We start from the raw sequence: 4981 nt of genomic DNA on the forward strand, positions 1-4981 counted from the left end.
ACCGCTTCGATACGGGTCGGCACGTACGGCGCGGGCAGCGGGAGGCGCAGTAGGCGGTTCACCCGGTCATCGCGGCCGGCCCGCAGCGCGGCCACCGCCTCGGGCTCGTGCCGGGCCGCGTTTGCCATAATGCCGATGATCAAAAGTGTTGTCGCCGTTGATGTTCCACCAGCCGATATCAGCGGCAGCTGCAGACCGGTGACCGGAAGCAGACCGACGACGTAGCCGACGTTGATGAACACCTGGCCCATGACCCACAGAGTCGCGGTGGCGGTCAGCAGCCGCAAGAAGGGGTCGGCCGAACGCCGCGCGATGCGCATGCCCGTATAGGCGAACAGCCCGAACAGGATCAACATGCCGATCGCGCCGACGAAGCCGAGTTCCTCACCGATGATCGCGAAGATGAAGTCGTTGTGGGCGTTGGGCAGATAGTTCCACTTGGCGGTGCCCTGCCCAAGCCCGTCGCCGAACACGCCGCCGTTGGCCAGCGCGAACTTGGCCTGGCGGGCCTGATAGCCCGAGCCTTGGGCGTCCGCGCCGGGATTGAGCCAGGACTGCACGCGGTCCGACCGATAGCCCTCGGACACCGCCAGCACGGCCGCCGACACCATGACCGCCAGCAGTGAGCTGGCGAACACCCGCAGCGGCAGGCCGGCGTACCACAGCAGGCCGAGCAGGATGATGCCCAGCGACACTGTCTGCCCGAGGTCGGGCTGCGCGACGATCAACGCCAGCGCGACAACGGCGGCCGGCACTAGCGGGATCAACATCTCACGCAGCGACGCCCGCTCGAGCCGACGCGCGGCCAGCAGGTGCGCACCCCAGATCGCGAACGCGATCTTCGCCAGTTCCGAGGGTTGCATGGAGAATCCCGCGATCACGAACCAGCCGCGGGATCCGTTGGCTTCCTTGCCGATTCCGGGAATCAATACCAGGACCAGCATCACGATCGTGAGCGCGAAACCGGTGAAGGCCAGGCTGCGCATCAGCTGCACCGGCATCCGTAGCGCGACGTAGAACACCGTCAGCCCGACGATCGTCCACAGCACCTGCCTGCCGAAGATCGCCCACGGGGAACCGTCCTCGTCATACGAATGCACACCCGAGGCGGACAGCACCATGATCAGCCCCAGCGTGACCAGCAGCGCCGTGATGGCGATGATGAGGTGAAACGACGTCATCGGCCGGCCCAGCCATGCGCCGAACCGGGTGCGTGGGCCGCGGTTCTCGGCGGTCTGGTCGGCGCTGGGCGTGGCATCCCCGGCCGCACTGGTTCTCCGGTGTCGTAACCGGGTCAGGATGTTGCTCACGGGTCTACCGGGTCGCGGCGTGCACGGCCGAGGCGAATGCATCGCCGCGATGGCCGTAGCCGCTGAACTGGTCGAAGGACGCGCCGGCCGGAGCCAGCAGCACGGTGTCGCCCGGGCTGGACAGGTCGCGCGCGGCCTCGACGACGGCCGTCATCACCGCGTCACCGACGGAGCCCACGGGCGGATCGATCACTCGAGTCACACTCGCCTCAGTTTTCCCAAACACCCCAGAATCCTCCCCCGTCACAACCTCGACGACGGGGACATCCGGGGCGTGTCGCGATAACGCATCGCGCACCAGCGCCCGGTCGCGGCCAATCAGCACGGCTCCCACCAGGCGATTTGCGATCGCGGTGACCATTTCGGCAACCGAAGCGCCCTTGAGCAGGCCCCCGGCGATCCACACCACACGCGGGTAGGCAGCGATCGATGCCTGCGCTGCATGAGGGTTGGTGGCCTTGGAGTCGTCGACGTACGTCACGCCGTCTACGACAGCCACCACCTCGGCTCGGTGCCTGCCCACCTGAAACGTGGCGAGCGCTTCGGCGATCGCCTCGGGTGGCGCGCCAGCCGCACGGGCCAGCGCGGCCGCGGCCAGCGCGTCGAGTACCCCGACGGGACCTGCAACCGGGATCGTCGCCGTCTGGGCCAGCGCCAGGTCGTTTGCGAACGCGTTGTCGACCAGCATGCCGTCGCGCACGCCGAGCTCGCCGGCTTCCGGCCCGCCGAGCCGGAAGCCGACTCGTACCGGCGCGGCCGCCGTCTGCAGCAGCCCGGCCGCGATCGCGTCGTCTAGCCCGGCGACGGCCACCCGGCCGTCGAGCACGCGGGCCTTGTCGCGGGCGTAGGCCTCCATCGAGCCATGCCAATCGAGGTGATCCTCGGCGACGTTGAGCACCACACCGGCATCGGGACGCAACGACGGCGCCCAGTGCAACTGGAAACTCGACAGTTCCACCGCCAGCAGGTCGGACGGTTCAGCGAGCACGTCGAGCACCGGATTGCCGATGTTGCCGCACAGCACCGCGCGCATACCGGCGGCCACCAGCATCGCGTGCAGCATCGAGGTCGTCGTCGTCTTGCCGTTGGTGCCCGTGACCACCAGCCAGCGCCGCGGCGGCCCGAACCAGCCCGCCTGATCCAGCCGCCACGCCAGCTCGACATCTCCCCAGATCGGGACGCCGTGAGCGGCCGCAGCGGCCAGCACCGGCGCGGTCGGGGCGAAACCGGGACTGGTGACGACGAGCGCGTAGTCCGCGATGTTCGCCACGGCGGCGTCGGTGGTGACCACCGACGCAGGCGTGATCAGCATCTGAAGCGCTCTGGGGTCGTCGTCACAGATCGTCAGCCGGACGCCCATCGGCTCGAGCACAGCGCTGACGGAGCGGCCCGTGATGCCTGCGCCGGTGACCAACACCCGGGCCCCGGCGGCGAGCGGCGCGAGGTCGGTCACGTCAAGCCCCGACGGTGGTCAGCCACTCGCTGTAGAACAGCGCCACCCCGAGGCCGCACGCGATCGCGGTGAGCAACCAGAAGCGAATGATGACCGTCGTTTCGGCCCAGCCGACCAATTCGAAGTGGTGGTGAAACGGCGCCATCCGGAACACTCGGCGCCCGGTGGTCCGGAAGGCCATGATCTGCACCACCACCGAGGTGACCTCGGCGACGAACAACGAACCGAGCACCACCGCGAGCATCTCGGTGCGGCTCGCGATCGACAGGCCGGCGATGATGCCGCCAAGTGCGAGCGAACCGGTATCACCCATGAAGATCTTGGCCGGCGCGGCGTTCCACCACAGAAAGCCGATGCACGCTCCCGCGGTGGCCGCAGCGATGATCGCCAGGTCCAGCGGATCGCGCACGTTGTAGCAGCCAAGCCCGGGGCTGGTCGCGCAGGCGTTGCGGAACTGCCAGAACGTGATCAGCACGTACGCCGCGCAGACCATCGCCATCGCCCCGGCCGCCAGTCCATCCAGACCGTCGGTGAAATTCACCGCGTTCGACCAGGCGCTGACGATGACCACGCAGAACAGCACGAAGATGGCCGGCGCCAGGGTCACCGTGGCGATCTCGCGGACATACGACAGCTCGGCGCTGGCCGGTGTCAGCCCGTCGGCGTTGCGGAACTGCAGCGCCAGCACGCCGAAGAGCACCGCGGCCGCAAGGATGCCGACGGTCTTGGCGGTCTTGTTCAGCCCGAGATTGCGTGCGCGCCGGATCTTGATCAGGTCGTCGACGAACCCGACCGTGCCAAGCGCGGTGGCCAGGCCGAGCACGATCCAGCCCGATGCCGACGGTCCTTTACCGTCCATCACCACGCCGATCAGCTGCGTGCCCAGGTATCCGGCCCAGATGCCCGCCACGATCGCGACGCCGCCCATCGACGGGGTGCCGCGCTTCTTGTGATGGCTCGGGGGCCCGTCCTCGCGGATCTCGTGACCGAAGCCCTGGCGGGTGAACAGCCGGATCAGGACCGGCGTGAGCAGGATCGAGACCGTCAGCGCGATGCCGACGGCGATGAGGATTTGCCTCATCGGCGGGTTTCCCGGCTGTCATCCAGCAGCGCGTCGGCCAGCGCACCGAGCCCGGCGGCGTTCGAGGCTTTCACCAGCACCACATCTGTTGGCTCCAGCTCGGACCGCAGAAATGCCAGCGCGGCGTCGGCGTCGGGGACGATGGCCGCCTCGGCCCCCCACGACCCCTCCATGACCGCCCCGTGGTGCATGGCGCTCATAGACCTCCCAGTTCCAACGACGACGAGTCGAGACACATCTAATCGCACCGCCAACCGGCCGATGCGGTCGTGCTCCGATATCGCGTCGTCGCCGAGCTCGGCCATCTCGCCCAGCACCGCCCAGCTGCGCCGCTTTTGTCCGCCTTCGCGGGCCATCCACGCGAGTGCCTGCAGGCCGGCCCGCATGGAGTCCGGGTTGGCGTTGTAGGCGTCGTTGATGATCGTGACGCCGTCGTCGCGGGTCGCGACCTGCATGCGGTGCTTGGAGACCGGGCCCGCCCCGGCCAGCGCGGTGGCCACCTGCTCGAGGCTGGCTCCGCATTCGAGTGCGACGGCGGCCGCGCACAGCGCATTGGACACCTGGTGGTCGCCGTGCACGGCGAGCGCTATCTCTACTTGCCTGTCGACCCCGCCACCCACCGTGTGCAGCGCGAAGCGCGGCCTGGCCAGCGCGTCGAGTGTCACCGGGCCGGCCCAGATGTCTGCACCTGGGTTGCGGCTCACCCTCACGACGCGCGCCGACGTTTGGGCGGCCATCGCGGCCACCGCGGTGTCGTCGGCGTTGAGGATCACCACCCCGGACGACGGAACAGTCTGGGGCAGTTCAGCTTTCGTCGCCGCGATCGCCTCGCGCGAACCGAACTCGCCTAGGTGGGCCGTGCCCACGTTGAGCACCACCGCGATCGAGGGCGGCGCGATCGTGGCGAGTGCGGCGATGTTGCCGGGATGACGAGCCGACATCTCGAGGACGAGGTAATCGGTGGCTTCGGTCGCGCGCAGCACGGTCCACGGGTGGCCGAGTTCGTTGTTGAACGAACCGGGCGGCGCGACAACCGTTCCCAAGGGCGCCAATACGGCGGCGAGCAGATCCTTTGTCGACGTCTTGCCCGACGAGCCGGTGATGCCGACGACGGTCAGCCCGCCCGCCACCAGCTCG

4 protein-coding genes are annotated in these 4981 nt (G+C 68.7%); all 4 read right to left on the reverse strand.

Annotated features, from left to right (window positions below; translation table 11 throughout):
* Nucleotides 1-1301, reverse strand: a 1301-nt coding sequence (gene ftsW, locus VJV41_RS16790; protein ID WP_414684979.1) for a putative lipid II flippase FtsW, incomplete at its 3' end; no start/stop codon positions are given.
* Between the two features lie 13 nt (nt 1302-1314).
* A complete protein-coding gene (gene murD, locus VJV41_RS16795) occupies nt 1315-2763 on the reverse strand; it encodes a UDP-N-acetylmuramoyl-L-alanine--D-glutamate ligase (RefSeq protein ID WP_325335670.1) in 1449 nt (482 codons plus the stop codon).
* Between the two features lies 1 nt (nt 2764).
* On the reverse strand, nt 2765-3844 hold the full coding sequence (gene mraY / locus VJV41_RS16800; RefSeq protein ID WP_325335672.1) for a phospho-N-acetylmuramoyl-pentapeptide-transferase: 1080 nt from the start codon (nt 3842-3844) through the stop codon (nt 2765-2767).
* Nucleotides 3841-4981: UDP-N-acetylmuramoyl-tripeptide--D-alanyl-D-alanine ligase (locus tag VJV41_RS16805; protein WP_325335674.1), on the reverse strand; the 1141-nt coding region annotated here is incomplete at its 5' end. The genes VJV41_RS16805 and mraY, both read right to left, overlap by 4 nt.

Origin of the sequence: Mycobacterium sp. (assembly GCF_035274705.1) — a bacterium.
Classification (GTDB): Bacteria; Actinomycetota; Actinomycetes; order Mycobacteriales; family Mycobacteriaceae; genus Mycobacterium.

Bases quoted from the DNA above. Each gene is read 5' to 3' on its own strand.
- mraY (WP_325335672.1), bottom strand. From the start codon at position 3,844: ATGAGGCAAATCCTCATCGCCGTCGGCATCGCGCTGACGGTCTCGATC.